Origin of the sequence: [Chlorobium] sp. 445 (assembly GCA_002763895.1) — a bacterium.
Lineage (GTDB): Bacteria > Bacteroidota > Chlorobiia > Chlorobiales > Thermochlorobacteraceae > Thermochlorobacter.
The window spans coordinates 41,275-59,562 of the sequence record NSLH01000005.1 but is presented as its reverse complement, the minus strand read 5'-3'; the positions used below and the strand labels follow the sequence as shown (position 1 = coordinate 59,562).

The following is an 18,288-nucleotide window of genomic DNA, read 5'->3' as shown; positions in this document are numbered from 1 at the left end:
CGGCACAGGGCATGCGCGTTGCATGTTCAGTTTAGTCGACATAAGGTTTTAACGCCTCTAAAAAACGCTTGTGGTGCTCGAGTCAGTTTGCCAGCTTGATTGACAAAAGCGTGAATGGTATAGCCTTCAAAGAGTTTTTGACGTGTCTGCTGCTCAAAGCCTTGGTACGAGAGCGTAACGCGCACATTTTCGAGCTTTGAGATGTGGGTTTCGATAAGAAGTTCATCATCGTAGCGTGCTGGAGCAAGATAGTCTAAGTGGGCAGAGACAACGGGGAGCCGCACCCCGTACGCTTCCAACGCTTTGTAGGCAAAGCCACAACTGCGGAGCAACTCGTTGCGCGCGGCTTCCAGAAATTCAAAATAACGCGCGTAGTAGACAACTTGCATCTGATCAGTGTGCGCATAAATCACGCGCAATGTGTAAGTAAAAACATGGCGTGGCGAGCGCAACATTACTCCTCTCTCCATACGCCCATCTTCGCAAACTTCTCAATACGCTCATTGACAAGCTGCTCAGGCGATTTCTTCATCAGTTCCTGCAATTCTTCAATCAGGATGCGTTTTAGGGTTGCTGCAACTTGTTCAGGATTGTGATGTGCACCGCCAATGGGTTCGGGCACGATACGGTCGATAATACCGTACTCAATAAGGTCAGCTGCCGTGAGTTTGAGCGCTTCAGCCGCTTGCTCTTTGAACGACCAACTGCGCCAGAGAATGGAAGAGCAACTTTCAGGTGAGATGACCGAATACCAAGCATTCTCAAGCATCAAGACGCGGTTGCCGACACCAATGCCGATAGCACCACCTGAAGCCCCCTCGCCGATAATCACAGCAATAATAGGAGTACGCAGGCGTGCCATTTCAAAGAGATTGCGAGCAATCGCTTCTGCTTGTCCACGCTCCTCAGCTTCAATGCCCGGAAATGCACCCGGCGTATCGATAAGCGTAATGACAGGCTTCTTGAACTTTTCGGCAAGTTTCATCAGACGCAACGCTTTACGATAGCCCTCGGGATTCGCCATGCCAAAATTGCGAAAGATATTCGATTTGGTATCACGCCCTTTTTGATGACCGATAATCATCACCGTTTGCGAAAAGTGATGATCGTCATCGACCATGCGTGCCAGACCGCCAACAATTGCTTTATCATCACCGAAGGCACGGTCGCCAGAGAGTTCCATAAAGTCTTGTGTCATCATGTAAATGTAATCCAGCGTATAGGGGCGCTCGGGATGGCGAGCCAGTTGTACACGTTGCCAGCGCGTAAGGTTTTTGTAGACCGAGATGCGCAAATCTTGAACTTTAGCTTCGAGTTGCTCAATGTCGCGCGCTAATTCCTCCGTTTTGCCATTCCCATTTTGCAAAGCAAACTGGCGCATTTCGTTGAGTTTGGCCTCAAGTTCTGCAATAGGTTTTTCAAAATCCAGAATGACTTTTGCCATAAATGTCTCTCTTGCAATTTGTTAAAAATGCTTGAACTTCAGCGGGGTGAAATGATACGACAAAATCTGGCAAATTCCTTAGACTTGCCTCACAAGACGATTGGCGAGTATTGCCGAACTTCAAGAGCTTACAGGGAGAAGTAGGCGCCAAGTAGTTTGTCAAATCAAAAATTACACAGCTATGAAAAACAACCTCATCACCGCGTTCGTCCTGCTGCTTGCTATGGTTAGCATAGTGCTTGTATCAAGTTGTGCGAGCAAGAAAAATCCTGACGAGCTCAAGCCAATTCCATCAGAGTTCTATGGGGAGTGGCAGGCGCAAGATGGCTCGCGTCTGCAAATTTTTGCCAATGGTAAAGGTGCCTTCAAAATTGGCGGCAAGAGCGTCGAAGGTGGCACAGTAGAATACATGCCCAAGATGAATTCATTTGAGATTAGTTTATTGGGCATCAGCGAGACATTTCGTATTGACCAAGCGCCAAGCGGCAATGAAATGAAACTCAACGGCATGGTTTTTCGGCGCGTAGGAGGCTTTGCGCTAGAGTCGCCCAGCACAACTTCCACTCCAAGTCGGACTTCGCCTGCAAGCCTGCCATCAGATGCAGAACTCAGGGAATTGAGCTACAAATCACTCAGAAACTTCGGTAATGCTGTGGTCAACGAGGACTTCACGCTATTTCACGCGCTGATGGCGCCAGAGTTTCAGCGTGAGTTTTCACCTGAGAGGTTAAAGACGGTATTCTCTCAGTTTATAGAGAAAAAAGTCGATGTGGGGATGCTGATACAGGATGCGCCTATTGCATTCAGCGCGCCTGCACGCCTTGATGAAAATGGTGTACTCAAAACGCAAGGTGCGATAGCCTCGAAAGTTGCACCTGTTGATGTGCTCTTTTCGCTGGATTATGTGTTTCGAGATGGCGAGTGGAAACTTGTCGGTCTTGATATTAAAACACAAGAACCGCAGCGTCCGTAATGCAGCTTTAACTCAACAAAGCTAGGTGCTGATCGAAAATAGCGCTGGCTTTGGTTTGGTTTTATCTTGTGCAAGAGTGCGTTGCAAAGCCTATAGAAGGGGATTGAGCAACGAGTTTGAGTTCGGCTTGCGTGGCGCTATCTCTGCGTTCGTATGGTGAAGGCGTGGCAAAAACACAAAGAAGCACGGTCAAAAAACGCTTGATACAAGTGTGCGAGCTGTGCTTAGCTGAAGCTGGCTACAGCGGCATCAAGCGAGTCAAAAGTCTGGAAGACTTGAACGAGTTTGGTAATCACAAGCAGGCTTTTGATTCGCTCTGCGGGATTGGCAAGGCGCAAGTCGCCGCCAGCATTGCGCACGGTGGTCAATGCGGAAGTCATCATGCCCAAGCCTGACGAATTCATGTACTCGACTTTAGCAAGGTCGATAATGAGATGTTTTTTGCCAGAGGCGATAAGTTCGCGCAGGCGATTGAGCAGTTCGTTAGCGCCTGGTCCGCCCAGTACATCGCCTTCGAGGGAAATGACGACCGTCGAGCCAATCACTTTTTCTGAAAATTTCATGATGAAAAAAGCTAAGTTGTGATGCTACTGCCAGCCGTGTAAGTGGTGGAGTGCTATGACACACCAGACACCAAGCTACACGCAAAAAAGCCTAACTGGAGCTAATGTCTTACCTCTAGGCCTCCGTGAAGGTTAGCCACGGAGTTTGAGTTTGCCACCTGTGCGCAGTTGCCAATCCAGAACAAGTGGCGCAGCCACAAATACCGATGAATAGGTGCCAATCAAAATACCCATTCCAATTGCAAAAGCAAAACTGCGAATGGTAGGACCAGCAAAGATAAACAAGACAATTACCGTGAGTAGCGTAGTCGTTGAGGTAATAATCGTACGGCTGAGCGTTTCGTTAAGGCTATCGTTAAAAATTTTCTCATAAGGTTCATTGCGGCGAATTTTAATGTTCTCACGAATGCGGTCATAGACAACGACAGTATCTGTAATCGAGTAGCCCACAATTGTGAGAAATGCCGCAATGGTACTTTGGTCGACTTCAAGAGGCATGGCGTTAAAGAGTCCGCCGAGCAAGCTAAATAGGCTGGCAACCACGAGTACGTCGTGAAAAATCGCAAGTACACCAGCAGCAGCGAACTTAAACTCAAAGCGAATGCCAACGTAAATTAGAATGATGGCAAGTGCACCCAGAATGGCGCTGATAGCAGAGCCGCGCAAATCGTCAGCAATGCTAGGACCGACGGAATCAATGCGCAAAATCTCGTGTGGATTATCCTTGAAGTCACGTGTGAGGATGCGTGTCAGCGTGCTTTGCAAATCGTTGAGTTCGCCCTGAAAGTCCGTAGTTAAGATAATCTCGCGTGGCGAGCCGTATTCTTTGATTTGCCCACTGATACCTTCAGCATAAATGGTTTTGCGAATCTGACCGATGTCGACCGGATTAGTAAAGCCAACCACGACTTCTGTGCCTCCCTTGAAGTCAATGCCGAGTTGAAAGCCGCGCACGAGGATCGAGGCCAGACCAATGACCAGAAACCCCAGTGAGATGTAGTAGGCCGCTTTACGCTTGCCAATGAAGTCAAAATTTGCCTTTTCTAAGAAACGCATAGCTGTTGATGAAAGAGAATAAATTTGGATTAACCAAAACTGACAATGCTAACTTTATCGCGCTCAAGCATCCAATCAAACGAGATTTTGGTAATGACAACGGCAGTGAAAAGACTGGCGGCAATGCCAATCATCAGTGTAACCGCAAAACCTTGAATCGGTCCGATCCCAAACGCATAGAGCAGCGCAGCGGCACCAAATGTGGTAACATGTGAATCCAGAATGGCGGAGAACGCTTTATCGTAGCCGATCTCAATAGCAAGTTTAAGTAGTTTGCCTTTAGCACTTTCTTCACGCACGCGCTCAAAGATGAGCACATTGGCATCGATGGCCATACCGATTGTTAGCACCAAGCCAGCGATACCGGGCAAAGTCAGGGTAGCACTGAATCCAGCAAGGAAGGCAATCACGAAAAGCACATTGAAAAGCAACGCAAAATCGGCAATAAAGCCAGCTATGCGGTAATAGAAAATCATGAAGATTGCAACCACAAGAAAGCCGGCAAGCACGGAATAAAGTCCTGCACGGATAGAATCCTCGCCCAGCGATGCACCAACGGTACGCTCTTCGACGATGCGTACAGGCGCAGGGAGTGCACCTGCTTTCAGCACAATTTCTAAGTCACGCGCTTCTTCTGCAGAAGCTAGGCCATTGATGACCGAACTACCATTAGGAATCTTGGATTTAACCACAGGCGCAGAAAAGACAACACCATCGAGCACAATTGCAATTTGCTTATCAATATTGGCGCCTGTAACGCGCGCCCATTTGCGTGTGCCTTCATCATTCATGCGCATGTTGACTTCAGGGCGCGTACCATCAATGCTGAATGTTGCGCGCGCTTCAACGATGACACCGCCTTCAAGCTCAGGTTCGCGCTTGAGAGCGTAGAGCCGATAGACATTTTTCACCGGCATCATTCTGGAAGGCGCGAGCATCGGGCAAAAATTCCAAATCACCTGTAAAGCGCTCGCGTATATCAGGACGGTTCAGTGTCGCAAGCACTTTGGGTTTGGCGGTCTCTGTAACAAAGAGTGCACCAGAGCGTGGATCAATGATAATACCATCGTCCGTGTCGGCAACTGCAAAAAGTGGATTTTCTGCCTTCAGCTGCTCTTGCGATTTGAGTGAATCAGGTAAGGCTGCTAGCGAATCGGCTCTGGCAAGCGCCAGCGAATCGTTGGCAAGCGTTGTATCGCTCAACCGCTTTTGACGCGCAAGATATTTGTTGATGTCGCTTAGGGTCTTGATAGCAATATCTGGATCGCGCACCAGTTTGAACTCCAACTTCGCTGTGCCCTTGAGCAACTTCCGTACACGCTCTTTGTCGCTCACGCCCGGCAGTTCAACAATGATGCGCCGACCGCCTTTAACAAGAATCGTGGGTTCGGCAACACCAAACTGATCGACACGATTGCGGATAATTTCTTTTGCGCGATTTACAGCCTCTTCGGCTTCACGGTTGAGTTTCTCGACAATCTCATCGTCAGAATCGCGCAAGTCATAGAAATATCGGCTAAGGCGAATCCCCCTCTGTTTGAACTCTTTGGCAAGCAGCACCGGGACTCTCTCGTTCTCGCGTTCGGCGCGCTCGCGCACAGCTGCAACAACAGAGTCAAATACTGCATCACGGTTGCGCGCCTTAAGCTCAAGCAGATCGAGCACATCTACCTCCAAGACAACATGCATGCCGCCTTGCAAATCCAGACCGAGCTTGAGGCGCTTTTCCTGCGCCGCATCAATGCTCTTGCGATTTTCCTTCACAAATGCCAAACTGTCTTCTGGTGAAGAAAATTCGCGCAATTTTTTGCTGTAAAGATAATCTTGAACTGTGGGGTAAAGAAACCACCCCGAGAGGAGAATGAAAACAATAGTAAGCCCGATGCGAAAGCCGTTATTTTTCATTGAAGTAGTTCAAAGAACGACGCAGCGAAGCGTCCTTCAAAGTTTGAGAATTTGAAAGAATAGCGTCCCAACAAGTGATTTAATAAAAAGGTCGCAAATATAAAGAAATAGCGGCTCAAAGTCAATGCAAAAATGCAGGTCCACAAGAGACAAATTTCCCTGCTACTCAGAATTTTGTGAGATGAGGTTTGCACTTTATCTTTATGAAACTGTGGGCTCTGCCACAATCATCAACAAAGATAACAAACAACAAAACTGCCTGACCATGAAACACCTTCGTGTATTCTTGCTGCCGCTGCTGTTATTTACTTTCATGAGTGCTCAAGCTCAAGAAAATCCCTATTACTACTATAACGGACAGAAAATGTTTCTTTCACCGTTGCCCTCTGAGGTAATGGTGAAATACCGCGAGACGGTGCCAGCTAATCAAAAAGGCGCAAGTCATGCGTATGTCGCGCCGTTTAGCATCTGTGCTGATGGAGCCGAAAGAGACAGACATTTCTGCCTACAATACTGTGCGTTACACATTGCAGGTAAATGCAAGAAGTCAGCGCACGATGGAAGAAGTCATTGCAGAACTCAAGCGCAATCCCGATGTAGAATCCGTCTATCCGGCCTATCGAACGGCATCTGGCGATACGGTGTGGGTAACCAATGAAATTGTGTTCTCACCAAAGACGGCGAATAATCCACGCGCACAAGCATTGCTAGACAAACTGGGTGTCTCCGTCTTTGCCCGCTATGAGCTGGGGGATCATGAACAACTCTATGCTAAAATTTCTCCAGATGCAAATGTCTTTGATATCGCCAGTCAGTTGCAAGAAAGTCAACTGTTCAACTACGCTGAGCCAAACTTTACTTTTCGTGGCTATGTCCATCAAGATGCCCCAAAGCAGAAGTTGCCTGAAAAGCACGACCCTGCCACACTCTTGCAAGAGCGCACAAAGGATCTGAGTCCAGAGGAGCGAATTCGCTTGAAGACCGAGATGCTGCGTCAGGCTGGTATTCAGGTCCATGGGAATGGCTCTAAAGCAGCAGTGATACACGATCGAACCCGACTGCCCTTTTCCGATGAGTTGCGCAAGGAAGCAATGGAAGGCATCATGAGCACTGTGCCTGACGAGACTCAGACACCAGATGTAAATACGCCTGAATGGTCGGGTCAGAAGGGACGCAAAGCAAAAGCGTATGTTGAACCGCGTCCAGATTATGCGAACTTGATGCGTGTTAGCGATCCACTGTTTTCACAGCAATGGTGGTTACACAATACTGGACAGACTGATGGCGTAGTCGGTGCAGACATCAATGCTTTGGGTGCATACGCTGTAACATTTGGAAACTCAGGTATAGTGGTTGCGATTACAGACGCTGGTGGCTATGATCTTGATCACCCAGAATTGCAAGGAAAGATTGTAGGTTCCTATCGTACCTTTGATGAGCCTAATCCAGCTACACCAAGAAACGCGGACTCCAATCACGGCACGCCGTGTGCGGGGATTATTGGCGCACGCACCGACAATGGATTGTTGGTGGCGAGCGGTGCACCCAATGTGCGCTTGCTGCTCATTGATATTGCCTCAACCGCGCCCTCTGGTGGCTCGTTTAACTTTACGCAGCTCGATATCACACGTATGGCTACACGCATCATTACGACACCCGGAGTAGCAGCGGTTTCTAATAGCTGGGGCGGTGGAACACCAAGTGCCGCACAGGAAGCTAGCTTTAACGCTGTACGCTCACAATCTCGCAGCGGTCTGGGTGCCGTGGTGCTCTTCTCCGCAGGAAATAGTGGCGCCTCTGCTGTAGGCTATCCTGCAAGAGCAGCTAATATGATAGCGGTTGGCTCTTCTACTCATACTGACAATCGTGCCTCATATTCACAATATGGTAATGACCTAGATGTGGTAGCACCCGGTGACTATGCCTCACCTGTTATTGGAATCTTGACGATTGACCGCAGAGGTGCAGACGGCTACGATGCGGGAGATGTAACGTTCTTCGGAGGCACCTCAGCATCGTGTCCAGTGGCAGCCAGCGTCGTTGCAATGATGGCTTCGGTGCGCCCAAGCATGAGGGTAGAACAACTCGAGACACTTTTGCAATCTACAACAGATAAAGCTGGACCCTATAGCTATACGAATGTGCCCAATCGTCCTCTCGGCACATGGAACGAAGAGATGGGCTACGGCAGAGTAAATGCCCGAAAAGCGGTCTTAGCTGCCCTTGGATTTTTAATCAATATCACTGAGCCAGCTGGAGCAATAGTAAAAGGAGAGCCTACCACAATTCGCTGGTCGGTGTTTGGCAATGTCGATACACCCATCAACATTGACCTGATGCGCGGTCGCTTTGATGTACTGACGATTGCAAGCAACCTTCCTGCTTCGACACGCAGTTTTACTTTTACGCCGCCGGCTTCTTTGCCTGATGGAAACGACTATGCTATCCGCATCCGTACGGGCACAGTCTCAGAAATAAGCCGACCCTTCTCGCTAGTGCGATCTATCTCCCAATACATCCCTGAAAACGTACAGGTCGTCTCTAGTCCGTACACCGACTTGGGTAGCAATGGCAGAGTGATTAATGTTGCCAATACCGACGATGCCAACTCTGCTCCACAGAGCATCGGTTTCCCCTTCAACTTCAATGGAGAGACCTTTACGCAGTTCATCCTCAACACCAACGGGTTTATTAAACTTGGCAATAGGGCACCCTCCCGAGCAAACCTCTTTATCACAGATCCACTTGATGAGGATGGCGTTGGCGGGGCGCTAACAAGCACACACCCAGCAGACATCAACATCATCTCTGTGATGAATCATGACTTGGAGGCGGGAACACTGCCTGCTGAATATCGTGTGCATGTGACGGGCACAGCGCCAAACCGCGTCTGCATTATCCAGTTCAAAAACGTGCGAGATAAAGCAAAGTTCTCTACACTTTCAAATAATGTTCGCCCTCCACAGTACAACAACATGAACTTCCAGATTCGCTTGCACGAGAATGGCGTGATAGAATTCACCTACGGCGTCTTTAGCGCCTCTTCAAATCCTGCTGCCTATAAAGCCTTTGGCGTGGGCATCAAGGGATTAGATCCTTCAACTATCCAAACTACAATTGCTCGAAAACTTTCAGCTTCAGCGTGGAGCGCACCTTTATTCCGACGTGGCACGGGTTCACTTTCTACCTTCAATCACCGTAATAACGTGCTACCTACCCCAGGCATCACCTACCGCTTTATACCGCGGCGACCGATTACACAATTGGCAATTACAAGTATCGCTCCAGCCTCACCTATCGTGGATGTCGATTTTATTGCTACAATTGAACTGCGCGATGCCTTCGGTGTAGCACAAGCGGCGCCTGCACCAGTAACCGTCACAGTAGACCAAAACCCGGCTTCAGGTACAGGTCAGATTAGTGGCACGCGCACAGCAACCATACCGACTGGGCAACGCTCGGGCACCGTTGCAGGTCTGCGCTATAACCGCGTTGAAAATGGCGTGCGCATCCGTGCAACAGCACTGGGCTTAAGTGCAATAAGCGCGCCGTTTAATGTCGTTGCACCGCCTGTGGGTCTTGCAAATGTGGATTTTGTACCGCTTGAGTTTCCACCCAGCGGCTGGCAAATCTTTAACCCTGACAACAATATCACATGGGTGCGTAATGCTACAGGAAGTACGAATCCGGGATCAGCATTTATGAATTTCTACTCGTATAGCAGTGCAGGGCAGTTCGATGCGCTTATCAGTTCACCTTTCCGAGTCCCCTCAGGTGCTTACCTGCGCTTTGATGTGGCTTATGCAAGATACCCGGGCTATGCAGATACGCTGGAAATTCGTGTGTCAACAGATGGCGGTCAAACTTATCCGAACGTGATTTACTATAAAGGTGGAGACGACTTAGCGACTGTGCCGCCACGCACAGGAGTATTTACGCCCACAGCTGCAGAATGGCGCACGGAATGGATTAACCTGAGCGCGTTTGCCGGACGCACCGTGCGTATTGCGTTTATCGGTGTCAATGACTTTGGTAATAACCTGTTCATAGATAACATTGCTACGGCAGTGCCGCTTCCACCTACACAGTTAGCGTTTAGAGCGGTGCCGACAACTGCAATTGCAGTCAACGCGCCATTCAGTGTAAGTGTCGAACTGCGAGACAACAGCAATAATCCGACTGTCTCCAATACCCCTGTTGCCGTTACGCTCTCACGTGCAACAGGCACAGGTACCTTTGGCGGAACCCTAACAGGTACAATTCCAGCAGGTCAAACAACCGTGACGATTTCCGGTATTACCTATAACCAAGCTGGTCCCGCTTCGCTGCTGGCAAGTGCTCCAGCGCTGTCATCTGCAACAAGCCCGACACTAAACTTCATAGGTTCTGTTTCCAGTGTGTATACACACTCTATCCCTGCGCCTATAACCTATACGCCAATTACTACCACGCCGACCTCTCTCACGGGCGATGATAATTTCATCACAGTCACGCTGCCTTTCTCATTCAATTACTTAGGCGCGTCCTACACAAGCATCAATATCTGCACAAACGGATTTGCAAACTTCGGAACGCCCTCTACTGCATTTGCCAATGCTAACCTTTTCACGACCTCTTTACCATTTAATGTGCTGGCGCCATGGTGGGACGACCTGAATGTGGATGCCACGGCTGCTGTTCGTACGAACGTAAGTGGCACGGCACCCAATCGAGTGTTCACCATCCAGTTTGAAAATATGCCAGACTACTTTACTGGAGCAGTGCGACGGCTGAATTTCCAGATTCGGCTCTACGAGACCAGCAATATCATAGAGTTCGTTTACGGTCCAAACAACGCTGCAGCGGCAAGTCCAAGCTCGACTGCCTCAATTGGAATCAAAGGTCAGGTGGGCGGTACGGGCGACTTCATGGATGGCGTAACGGGGTCGACCACGGTGGGCGTAAGCAACCGCTCATCGTCCACCTTCCCAGCGAGTGGTACCATTTATCGCTTTACTTCTTCTATCATCGGAACTGTAGCCAGTGCGCGTCTGGTGCCAGTGGTGAATCATACCGCGTCCAGTACGCTGGTCTTTGATGGCACGAATCTCTCCATTCGCGCAAATGTGCTTGCAGCTGCTCCGATTATGGTAGAGTACATTCAGGCAACGCCGAATGGTGGCGCATTGCCAGCTGATATTGTAGTGCTTAGTCAGTATTACTGGCGTGTGCTCAATGGTGGCGCAACGCTGCAAAATGCAACCGTGAGTGTACCGCTAACGGCACTGCAGGGCGTGCTCAACAGCGCCTCAATTCGCTGGCTTGGACGCACCACGCCAAATGGAGACTGGCAAGACCTCGGTGGCGCTGTTGTCAATGGCAACTTTGTGAGCACAGTGCCTGTCAATGACTTCTTTGAACTGGCAATCGGTAGCCGCGATCTGGCAAATTCACTGCCTGTAGAACTGGCGTCGTTCAATGCTGTACCAGAAGCACGCGGAGTAAAGCTCGAATGGAGCACAGCTTCAGAAAAGAATAATGCAGGCTTTGAGATTGAGCGACTGCTTGGGCGCAATGGTCAAAGCGCAACAAACTGGGAAAAAGTTGGCTTCGTCAAAGGCAAAGGCACAACAACTGAAGCCCAGTCTTACAGTTTCGTCGATAGAACAGCGTCAGGCATGGTGCAATACCGCTTGAAGCAAATTGACTTTGACGGAACATTCGAGTACAGTCCTATCATTGAAGTCGACGCTGGCGTGCCACGCAACTTTGAGTTAGCGCAAAACTATCCTAACCCGTTCAACCCAAGCACAGCCATCAGCTATCAATTGCCAGTAGCAAGCAATGTAATGCTGAAAGTCTATGATATGCTCGGGCGCGAGGTCGCAACATTAGTCAATGCGCGCCAAGAAGCGGGACGCTACCAAATCATGTTCAATGCGACCAATCTTGCAAGTGGTCTCTACTTCTATCGTTTGCAAGCAGGTAATTTCGTAGAGACAAAGAAGATGATGCTTGTCAAGTAAAAGTGCTGTTTAAGTTGCAAAGGGGGCGCACAAGCCCCCTTTTTGTTTCGCCTCATTTGCAGTCCTAAGCGCATGTTTCAGGTTTTGAGAGATGCTGAAAGAGGTTTGAGATTTCCGAGAGTTTCTCTAGGTTTGCAGCAAAAGTATGTTTTCCAAGACCTTAAACTGGAACTTGAAACGAATACCGCTTTAACAAGCGTTAGTAGCACTGGTTTCATGGTTCTATTTCTCTTTGAGCAATCTCGAAAACAAGCACATCGCCGCAAAAGGCAACACCAATGAACAATCTTCACACAAAGGTATTGATACTTGCCACTGTGAGTTTCGTGGCAGCGCTGTCCTACGGATTTTTGTTCCGAGATGCAGTCAACCTTACTGATGAGAATAGCACAGCCGCCCAAGGCAAAACGGTCGCAGAAACAGCACCACCAAAAGATGAAAGCGGTTGCGTTTCTTGCCACACGCAACTTTCGGGCAAAGCGGGTATAAGTGCAGCAATTTGGGAGCGCGATACGCACCACAACGCTGGTATCAGTTGCGTCGGCTGTCATGGTGGAAATCCAAGCAGGGATATCACGATGGCAAATTTCAAAGAGGCGCATCAAGATATCAAAGATGCCAAAGGCAAAGTAATCACGCCGTTTATTGCACGTGGCGATGCTAAGACACAGATGCAGTGGTGTGGCTCATGCCATGAAAGTGCAGAGAAGATGCAAACCTACAAACTCTCCAAGCCTGTCGACAAACTTGACCTAAACATCAATGCCGTTTATGCGGCAAGCTCGCATGGTGTGGCAGCGCTCAAGGAAGGAAATGCGGCCTCAGCAAGTTGCGTCAGCTGCCATGGAGCGCACGGTGCAATGAAATCCGATGATGTGCTATCGCTGACCTATCCGAAGAATATCGCCAATATGTGCGGCACATGCCATGCCAGCGAAACATACATGGCAGCCTCACTTGAAAAGAAAGGTAAGAGTTTTGAAAACCACATTGAAGCCTACATGGAGAGCGTGCATGCCAAAGCCATGTATGTCAAAAATGACCTGACCTCACCGACATGCAATGACTGTCACGGCAAGCACGGCAATCACCCTGAAGAAGTTGCTGATGTAACACATGCGTGTAATTCTTGCCATGCTTCTATTGCCTCTGCTTATTCTGAAGGACCGCATGCGGCGGCATATTTGGCGGCGGGCAATAATGGATGTATCAGTTGTCATGGCTCACCGAATGGGCATCGCATTGCAAACTGGGGGCATGAAAAAGTCGGTATTCAAGAAGGGGCGCAGTGCCTGAATTGCCACAACGCCAATCTGCCCGAAGCACCGAGCTACAAGGTTGCACTCGATGAATTGATGGCAGAGTTTAATGCCACACGTCTCATAGCAGGCGAGCTCAAATCTGCTGTAGATTCCGTGCGCTATGCGAATTCGCGTGGACTTTACACGCGTGCAAAATACTATGCTGCGCCGCTCAAATCACTTGAAGATTCGCTCAAAATTGCGTGGAAGTTTTTCGAAATCGACCGCTTCAGTATTGCGCTCGATAGCAAACAAGATTCAATCAATGCGCGCAAACTTGTGCCTACGCTGCTGAAGTTTGTCAAAGATGAAGCCAAGTTAAGTGAGCTAAAAACGGCTGATGATTCACTGGCTTTAGCGATTGAAGTTGCCGATTACGCAAATAGCTACCGCAAGTATCAAGCGAACCTGCGCGCCATGGGAAGTGCTGCCAAACTGCATGCCTATCTGACCGATTTTGAACACACCTACAAAGAAGCACTCGAATTCTTTGAAGCACGAGAAAAAGAAGCTGTTCCCGTAAGCGAAGAACTGACTTACCTTGAAGAGCTTAAGCGTCAAGCCGATGCATCAGGGGGCAATCACCATGTGGTGCGCGCAGGACTATTTGAAGAAAAAATGGCGGAAGGCTTCGTCGTAAAGGATTCGGTCAAAGCACTGGTGCATAAGACGGAGCAACTGGTCGCCACGCGCGAGACGGTTCTGCGTGTAACACTGGTTTTGGCAGGGCTACTGATTGTGGGTCTAGGTCTCGTGGTCTCGAAGCTCAATAACGAGAATCGTGACCGTGGTCGCGCATAAGCATAGATAAGCGAAGTCCCTTTCGAATGCACACAGGCTTCGTGTGCATTCTCTTTTTGGAAAAGGCAAGTTGGATACAACCCGTGTGTTTTGTTATTTCGTACGACCACGCACATTGTTATGATGGTGAGCATGCACGAAATAGTCGGTGTGAGATGCAGGTGAGACTGATGCGTGGATGCGAGATGTAGCGCAAGCTACTGGAGAAAGGATGCAAGGTTTTTATCAAAAAAAGGTATCTTCTCAATGCACGTGTTTTGCGTGCATTTTTTTTCGGCTGGTGGAAAAGCACATTGGAGCATAAATTCAAGTCAGAAAAATAAGTGATAAGGCGTGAGACAACTCTTAACGAAAGAACATCTTAATCGAATTTTTGCGGATGCAAAGTCGCCAGCACGCCCAAATGAGAGTAAGATATGGGCTGTGAAAGTAAATTCACCAGTGCAGCGCGTCAAAATCGTTGGGCAGTTCCTTCAAGCGGCAGAACAGGCTAAACTGGTCGCGCGGGAAGTAAGCTTAGCCATACAACCCACAATCTTTCAACAAATTGATAGAGAGCTTGCAAAACCGCCACGCCACATCGACTGTATCATCATCAATGGATATGTGTCCTCTGCTAAGGATGCACCAAGCGAGGAACAAATCTGTCAGATTTTAGAGGCATTTGCGCGCACAACCCGCATAGGCTTAACCTACACGACCGTGTTCTGCTTGCCTGCGTTTCTCTTGGATCTGGCATACCGCAAAGCGCCGAATTTTTGGCGCGCAGTCAGTACGCATATCATTGATTTGAAGTTAGAATCTGAGTTGCCGAAAGAGTTAGACTATGGTTTTATACCTTTAGTTGCAGAGCCGCCCGAAGCACGCGCAAAACGCTTGCAATTGCTCGAGAATCAACTTGCTGAAATCCGCCAACGCTACAGAGCTACACCACAGGACCAAATTCCAACGATGTTGCTCTTAGCACAGGCTTATTTTGATGATCGACAGTATGAAAAGTCCTTTGAAGTCTACAATGATTTGCTTTTGCTGCTGAGCGCACCAGAAGATTTAGCTAACCGTGCCTTGGTGCTGCATCGCTTAGGCACAATTCTGCATCTGTGGGGGTATTATGAAAAAGCCTTGCAGCACTACCGTGATAGCCTTGCCTTGCGTATCAAAGCAGATGACATTGCGGCAACAGCCGAGCTGCTGCATCAAATCGGGCTACTCTATCAAGACTTGGGAGAGTTCGAAAAAGCAATTGACTACTACTCGCGCAGCATTGCACATAATCGTGAACTGAAAAATTCTGATGCGTCTGCAGGTACGCTGCTCAATCTGGGCTTGGTGTATGAAGAAATTGGCTTGCACATTAAAGCCGTAGAGCATTACCGTGAAGCCTTTGAACTTTTTCGACAGAAGAATAATTCTCGAGGAATGGGCTTGGCGCTGCTCCATGCTGGAGAAGTCTATGCTGAACGCGCACTATACAAAGAAGCCACCAAATATTACTTTGCAGCAAAAAATATCTTTGAACGATTCGACAACCCCTACCGTGAGATTGTCAAAAGACATCTAGCTGAAATTGAGCGAATAATAGGCAAAAGTGAATATGAAAAACTTGTACAGGGCTTGCGTCCAGCGTCAGGACAAAAAAACTCTGCTGCATCTCCAACAGCCTCATCGTAGCGTGATATGAAAAGTCTGCTTCGCTTAAATCCCTATCTTTGGCGCTATCGCAAAGAACTTGTGCTAGGCGTAGGGTGCGTGCTCCTCACCAATCTCTTCATGATGACTGCACCAAAATTTGTTGGACGCGCAATTGACACCATGAGTGGCGAGTTTACTACGCAAGAGGTCGTGCAGTATGTCTTGCTTGCGCTGCTATGCTCATTTTTGGCAGGCTTATTTATGTTTCTTGTGCGGCAGTTTATTATCGTTGCCTCACGTAAGATCGAGTATGACCTCAAAAATGATTTTTACGCACACCTGCAGAAACTCTCGCAACGATTTTTTCGGCAGAGCAACACCGGTGACTTGATGTCTCGTGCCACCAACGACCTTAACGCTGTGCGCAATTATCTCGGACCGGGCATTATGTACTCGCTAAACACAGTGTTTCGGCTCATCTTTGCGCTCTCGGCTATGCTCACCGTCTCGCCAATGCTCACCGTCATTGCTCTCTTGCCTGCGCCACTTTTGAGTTATCTTGTCTACAAAATCGGCAAAGCCATTCATGAGCATAGTCAAGACTTACAAGCTAAGTATGGCGAGCTGTCAACGAAAGTGCAAGAAAATCTTGCGGGCATTCGTGTCGTGAAGGCGTATGTGCGCGAAGAGAGCGATATTGCCGCCTTTGCAAAACTCAACCACGAGTATTACGAGCAAAATTTGAAGTTAGCACGCTTGCAAGCGCTGTTTTATCCAGGCATGTCTGCGCTGCTTGGACTCTCCGTGATGTTGATTCTCTGGATTGGCGGCAAGTTCATCATCGATGGCGCAATAACGCTCGGACAATTAACACAGTTTCTGATGTATATCGTCTCGCTGGCTTGGCCACTTATCTCGATTGGCTGGGTAACGAACATTTTGCAACGCGCCGCCGCCGCACAGTTGCGCCTCGATGAAGTGATGCTCACCCCGCCCGACATCACCGATGCAGCGACAACCGATTATGCGCTGACAAGCATCGAAGGTGAAATTGAATTTCGTAACGTCTCGTTTGCGTATCCCGCACAGCCCAAGCACATGGTTTTGAAAAATCTTTCCTTCAAAATTCCGAAGGGCAGTCGCTTTGCAATTGTCGGCGCAACAGGGTCGGGCAAATCCACGCTGGTCAATCTCTTGCCACGCCTTATTGAGCCCACCGAAGGCGAGATTCTAATTGATGGTAAGCCGATTCACGCCTTTCCACTGAAAGTCTTGCGGAGTGCCATAGGCTTCGTCCCACAGGATTATTTTCTTTTCTCCGACACAATTCGTAACAACATTGCTTTTGGCACACCTGAAGCCAGCTTTGACAATGTAAAATCTGCAGCTGTGGCTGCGGCAATTGATGATGATATCTCGCGCTTTCCTGATGGCTACGATACATTCATCGGCGAGCGTGGCATTACACTCTCGGGTGGACAAAAGCAACGCACGGCAATTGCACGCGCGCTCCTATGCAAGCCTAAAATTTTGATTTTAGATGACGCGCTCTCTGCAGTAGATACTCAAACTGAAGACACGATTCTTCGCCATCTGCAAAATGCAACAGCAGCAATGACGGTGATTCTCATTAGCCACCGTATCTCTACAGTCAAACAGGCTGACCAAATTATCGTGCTGGATGAGGGCGAAATCGTGGAGCACGGTACGCATGATGAACTGCTAGCAAAAGATGGACTCTACACCTCGCTGTATCGCAAACAACTCTTGGAAGAAGAACTCTCAGCGCTCGACTGATGGATGCAGTCACCACGCTTGCACTTACGCTTGTCGCTGCAAGCCTTGCAGCATTTAGCTTAAGCTCATCATGGATTAAGCGCGTGCACAGTCAAAGCAAGGCAACCCTCACTGTGCTAATGTATCACAAAATTTCTGACACAACACACGATGAACTGACGCTAAGACAGAGCGATTTTGCTGCGCAACTGCGTTGGCTTGCAGAGAATGGCTATGTAACCATTTCATTTACAGAACTTGTGCAGTATCATGCTCGCCGAGCAAACTTACCTCAAAAGCCTATTATCATTAGTTTTGATGACAGTTACCACAACAACTTTGTGTTCGCCTATCCACTGCTCAAACAGTTTGGCTTTAAGGCAACTATTTTTGTACCCGTAGCTTATGTGGGCAAAACTAATGTGTGGGATAACGGCACAGAGCCGCTCATGTCCTATGATACCATGCGTCAGATGACCGACGTGGTGGAGTTTGGGGTGCACTCGCATGCCCATAAAGACTATCGTCTGCTCACCGCAGAGGAAATTGCAACAGACATTGCGTGCGCTCACGCCGCCGTTACAGAAAGTGGGTTCCCCTACTCACCAGTCTTTGCCTATCCCTACGGCGGTGTGCCAAAAAATCCCGCACTGCGCCAGTATGTTAAAACACTGCTGCACCAACATGGATTTCTTTGTGCCGCACGCATCAAAGGTACGGCAAATCGCCTGCCGCTCAGCGATATGTATGAAATTTGTCGCATTGGAATTTCAGGATACGATACGCTCACAACCTTCGTTAGCAAAGTGAAAAACGGCAAGGCATAATCAAG

At 48.7% G+C, this 18,288-nt stretch carries 11 protein-coding genes and 1 pseudogene; 7 read left to right on the top strand and 5 right to left on the bottom strand.

The features are described 5' to 3' along the window. Positions 1–26: 26 nt before the first annotated feature. Together CMR00_03365 and CMR00_03360 are read right to left on the bottom strand one after the other, a co-directional pair. A complete protein-coding gene (locus tag CMR00_03365; GenBank protein ID PIO48714.1) occupies positions 27–470 on the bottom strand; it encodes a thioesterase in 444 nt (147 codons plus the stop codon). Then, entirely contained in the window at positions 455–1,444 is a 990-nt protein-coding gene (locus CMR00_03360; GenBank protein PIO48713.1) for an acetyl-CoA carboxylase carboxyl transferase subunit alpha, read from the bottom strand. Before CMR00_03360 ends, CMR00_03365 begins: the two co-directional genes overlap by 16 nt. A 181-nt stretch (positions 1,445–1,625) precedes the next feature. Between CMR00_03360 and CMR00_03355 the strand changes: the two genes are divergently transcribed. Further along, entirely contained in the window at positions 1,626–2,417 is a 792-nt protein-coding gene (locus CMR00_03355; GenBank protein PIO48712.1) for a hypothetical protein, read from the top strand. Between the two features lie 224 nt (positions 2,418–2,641). On the opposite strand, the gene CMR00_03350 is transcribed toward CMR00_03355, so the two are convergent. The 3 genes and pseudogenes from CMR00_03350 to secD all read right to left on the bottom strand — a co-directional run bounded on the left by CMR00_03350 (position 2,642) and on the right by secD (position 5,941). Continuing rightward, positions 2,642–2,980, bottom strand: coding sequence for an anti-anti-sigma factor (locus CMR00_03350; protein PIO48711.1), 339 nt, complete (start codon positions 2,978–2,980; stop codon positions 2,642–2,644). 132 nt (positions 2,981–3,112) lie between these two features. After that, positions 3,113–4,036, bottom strand: a complete 924-nt coding sequence (gene secF, locus CMR00_03345) for a protein translocase subunit SecF (protein ID PIO48710.1) — start codon at positions 4,034–4,036, stop codon at positions 3,113–3,115. 29 nt (positions 4,037–4,065) lie between these two features. Continuing rightward, positions 4,066–5,941: pseudogene (secD, locus tag CMR00_03340) on the bottom strand (protein translocase subunit SecD). A gap of 443 nt (positions 5,942–6,384) precedes the next feature. Between secD and CMR00_03335 the strand changes: the two are divergent. The 6 genes from CMR00_03335 to CMR00_03310 all read left to right on the top strand — a co-directional run bounded on the left by CMR00_03335 (position 6,385) and on the right by CMR00_03310 (position 18,283). Next, positions 6,385–11,946, top strand: coding sequence for a hypothetical protein (locus CMR00_03335; protein ID PIO48709.1), 5,562 nt, complete (start codon positions 6,385–6,387; stop codon positions 11,944–11,946). Between the two features lie 42 nt (positions 11,947–11,988). Next, positions 11,989–12,228, top strand: coding sequence for a hypothetical protein (locus CMR00_03330; GenBank protein ID PIO48708.1), 240 nt, complete (start codon positions 11,989–11,991; stop codon positions 12,226–12,228). Next, positions 12,225–14,048 carry a hypothetical protein gene (locus tag CMR00_03325; protein PIO48707.1) on the top strand — a complete coding sequence of 608 codons (1,824 nt, stop codon included), beginning with the start codon at positions 12,225–12,227 and terminating at the stop codon, positions 14,046–14,048. Before CMR00_03330 ends, CMR00_03325 begins: the two co-directional genes overlap by 4 nt. 333 nt (positions 14,049–14,381) lie before the next feature. After that, positions 14,382–15,719 carry a hypothetical protein gene (locus CMR00_03320; GenBank protein PIO48706.1) on the top strand — a complete coding sequence of 446 codons (1,338 nt, stop codon included), beginning with the start codon at positions 14,382–14,384 and terminating at the stop codon, positions 15,717–15,719. Between the two features lie 6 nt (positions 15,720–15,725). After that, positions 15,726–17,477, top strand: a complete 1,752-nt coding sequence (locus tag CMR00_03315) for an ABC transporter (protein PIO48705.1) — start codon at positions 15,726–15,728, stop codon at positions 17,475–17,477. Next, positions 17,477–18,283 (top strand): hypothetical protein, encoded by an 807-nt coding sequence (locus CMR00_03310; protein ID PIO48704.1) that lies wholly within the window; start codon positions 17,477–17,479, stop codon positions 18,281–18,283. Before CMR00_03315 ends, CMR00_03310 begins: the two co-directional genes overlap by 1 nt. Positions 18,284–18,288 lie beyond the last annotated feature (5 nt).